Annotated in this window: 3 protein-coding genes and 1 pseudogene; 3 read left to right on the top strand and 1 reads right to left on the bottom strand. The window is 47.2% G+C overall.

Annotated features, from left to right (window positions below; all coding sequences use genetic code 11):
- The 3 genes and pseudogenes from IKG78_RS10470 to IKG78_RS10480 all read left to right on the top strand — a co-directional run.
- A pseudogene (locus IKG78_RS10470) lies at positions 1-148 on the top strand (class I SAM-dependent methyltransferase); the annotation flags it as partial.
- Positions 147-302, top strand: a complete 156-nt coding sequence (locus tag IKG78_RS10475; protein WP_290932587.1) for a hypothetical protein — start codon at positions 147-149, stop codon at positions 300-302. The pseudogene IKG78_RS10470 and the gene IKG78_RS10475, both read left to right, overlap by 2 nt.
- A gap of 25 nt (positions 303-327) precedes the next feature.
- Positions 328-1,146: a hypothetical protein gene (locus tag IKG78_RS10480; protein WP_073053485.1), complete on the top strand. Its 819-nt coding sequence runs from the start codon at positions 328-330 to the stop codon at positions 1,144-1,146.
- Positions 1,147-1,153: 7 nt separating this feature from the next.
- Here the strand turns inward: IKG78_RS10480 and IKG78_RS10485 are convergent.
- The coding region (locus IKG78_RS10485; RefSeq protein ID WP_290943122.1) for a hypothetical protein at positions 1,154-2,954 on the bottom strand (1,801 nt) is incomplete at its 5' end.

The raw sequence follows: 2,954 nt of genomic DNA on the forward strand, positions 1-2,954 counted from the left end.
AAGCGGAATTTTTGTCTTTGCAACGCAACACCCTTGTTTTGTCACGTTGACTGAAAAATATATGACACCGCACAGTTACTATGATATAGCGATTGAAGGGCAACCGAAAGAGCAGATTTATTATCATCGTTCCATACAAGGTATATATGGATAAAGACTTGGAAAAGCTCATGGAAAAATATAACGTTCCATGCAAAGTCAAGAAAGTCAAAAAGCAAACTTTAGACTTGAATTCTCAAGATAAAGTCATTGACTGCGATTATGTTGACCCGGCTGGTTTTCCCCATTGGGACAAAGATTAAATCTTGAATGTCATAAAGGCCCTTTATGCTAAAGAAATTTCTTTCAGTGTATCTCCTTTTATCTGCTTGTCTTTATGCAACGGATTATGAGTGCATAGAGCTTTATGGAGATTATAGAGTTGTAATTGAAGGGACTAAAAATACAGCGAATCAAGTCAGTACAAAACGTTATTCAAGCTATAAATCCTGCAATCGTGATTTGGAAAATTACCTAAATGGTAAAAAGACTCCTATCGCATACGAGTGCATAGAACTTTATGGGGATTACAGAGTCGTGCTCGAAGGAACTAAAAATCCAGCAAATCAAGTTAGCTCAAAACGCTACTCAAGCTATAAATCCTGCAATCGCGATTTGGATAATTACCTAAATGGTAAAAAGACTCCCGTTGAATATGAGTGCATAGAACTTTACGGGGATTTTAGAGTTGTGCTTGCGGGAACTAAAAATCCGGCAAATCAAGTTAGTTCAAAACGTTATTCAAACTATAAATCCTGCAATCGCGATTTGGATAATTACTTAAATGGCAAAAAGACTCCCGTTGAATACGAGTGCATAGAACTTTATGGAGATTTTAGAGTCGTGCTTGCGGGAACTAAAAATCCGGCAAATCAAGTTAGCTCGAAACGCTACTCAAACTATAAATCCTGCAATCGCGATTTGGATAATTACTTAAATGGCAAAAAGACTCCTGTTGCATACGAGTGCATAGAACTTTATGGGGATTACAGAGTCGTGCTCGAAGGAACTAAAAATCCAGCAAATCAAGTTAGCTCATTGCGTTATACCAGCTATGGGTCTTGCAATAAAGCCTTGAATGAATACTTGTCTAAGCAAAGACAATAATCTGCAACTAGAGCTTCTCCAGCTTGCCGTTTTTTATGTAAAAAACCTCTGTTCCGATGGATTTCCACTTTTGGGCGAAGCCTAGATACTTGGACTTCGCCTTTTCTGTTAGGTCGTAAGGGAACGTCAGCGACTCCACGCAATCGACCGTCACATCGCCGTGAAATTGCAGTTCAAGATAGCTGCTGATGTTGTCGCTGCGGAATTTCGTCATGTCGTTCGTCTGCGTTCCCTTCACTGGCAGCTTGCTTTCATACATGTCGTCGTAGGAAACCGCTTTCGGGTCGGTGACGAGACTGGGCTGGTATCTTTCGCTTAGGCTGTCGCCAGCCGTCCATGTGCAGGTCACTTTGTCCTTCTTGAAACGTACCGCGACATTTCCGTATTGGGTGGCGCGGTTGTGCGTCGTCGCCTCTCGTAGTTTGTCGTGGTCGAGAAGGTTTCCGTACTTTTCGTACTGCGAGATATTGAGCTGGTTCGCCTTTTCCGTTGAACCCAGGTCAAAGAGCTTGTGTGCTGCGGATAGTCTCAAATGGCTCTGCTTGATTGAACCGTCCGCGTTTAGCGACGGGCCGCTATACCCGCCGGAGCTTCCTGTCTCGAAGGTGTTTTTGAAATGGCTGTTGAAAACCTTTTCAAGCAGGTCGTCTTCTATGTGCATCCCCAAGTCGTGCTTCTGGAACAGCTCGCGCATCGTCGCCTCGATTTCTGCGGCGTGTTTCTTTGTCGCCGAGCCGTAGTAATGTCCCTTCTTATATTTCTCGATGGCTGTATCAAGGTGTCCGAGCGTGGGAGGCAACTTGTCGCCCTTGAGGGCGCGAAGGTCGTCGATGCTGATGTTTGTCGAGAACGGGACGCTTGAGCCGGACTTGATGCCAGCCTTGATTTTCTTGAGGCGTTCGAGTCCTTCCTTGTATTCGATTTCCTTTCTTCTCGTTTCCGCTTTCTTGAGCAGTTCCTTGATTTCCGTTTTCGCGGCGTTGTCGCCCTTGGCGATAAGCGCGTCCATGTCGCTGGTGAGTTTTTTCAGAACTGCGGACTTGGGGTGATTCTTGAGGAATATCTTGATGGAGTCCACGCGGCCAAGTTCCGTTTCCCAGTCGATGAGCCGTTCCACTTCGGCGAGGGCTTTCTTGTAGGCGTCCTGTGCCACCTTCCAGCTCGCGTACTTCTTGTGCTTTTCAACCCAGTCGATTTCAAATTCCAGGTCGTGCTTTTTGCCTGCGAGCGAGCTGCCCATGCCTTCGAGCTTCTTTCTTACGGATTCGTTGACGGTGATGGCGGTTGAATAGTCGAAGTCCCTTGCCGCCTGGATGGGGTCTGCAAGATACGTGCAGCCCTTCAATGTACCCAGACTTGTTTCGAGCTTTCGGGAGAGCTTCTTCATGTCGCTGTACGCCTGTTTGCCGCCCTTCTGCAAGGCTTTTTCCAGTTCGTCCATTTCGGGTAGGCCCTTGATGCCGTTCGCGTCCTGCAAAAGCCTGTGCGCTGTCTGTCGCGTATCAAGCCTTTCCTGCAATTCCTTGCGAATTGCTGCGGCTTCCTGCGAAGTTCTGCGGGAATGTCGCTGTTCGGCGGCTTCCTTGAGCCTGCGCCTTGACTTGCGTTCGTCCCAGCGCTTCTGAATGTCCGCGATTTCCTCGGCGCTTCGGGCATGGCGCTTTTCCGCCGCCTGTTCCAGCCTTTGACGGCTCAAAAGCTGCATTTGCTCGTTTTTGAGCTGTTGCAGCTGTTTTTCCTGCTCGGCGATAGATTGTTCCACCTTGTGAAGGTTTTCGCCCGTAGAAGCCTCTGTACGCTGTTCTGCG

Origin of the sequence: Fibrobacter sp., assembly GCF_017545445.1 — a bacterium.
Taxonomy (GTDB): domain Bacteria; phylum Fibrobacterota; class Fibrobacteria; order Fibrobacterales; family Fibrobacteraceae; genus Fibrobacter.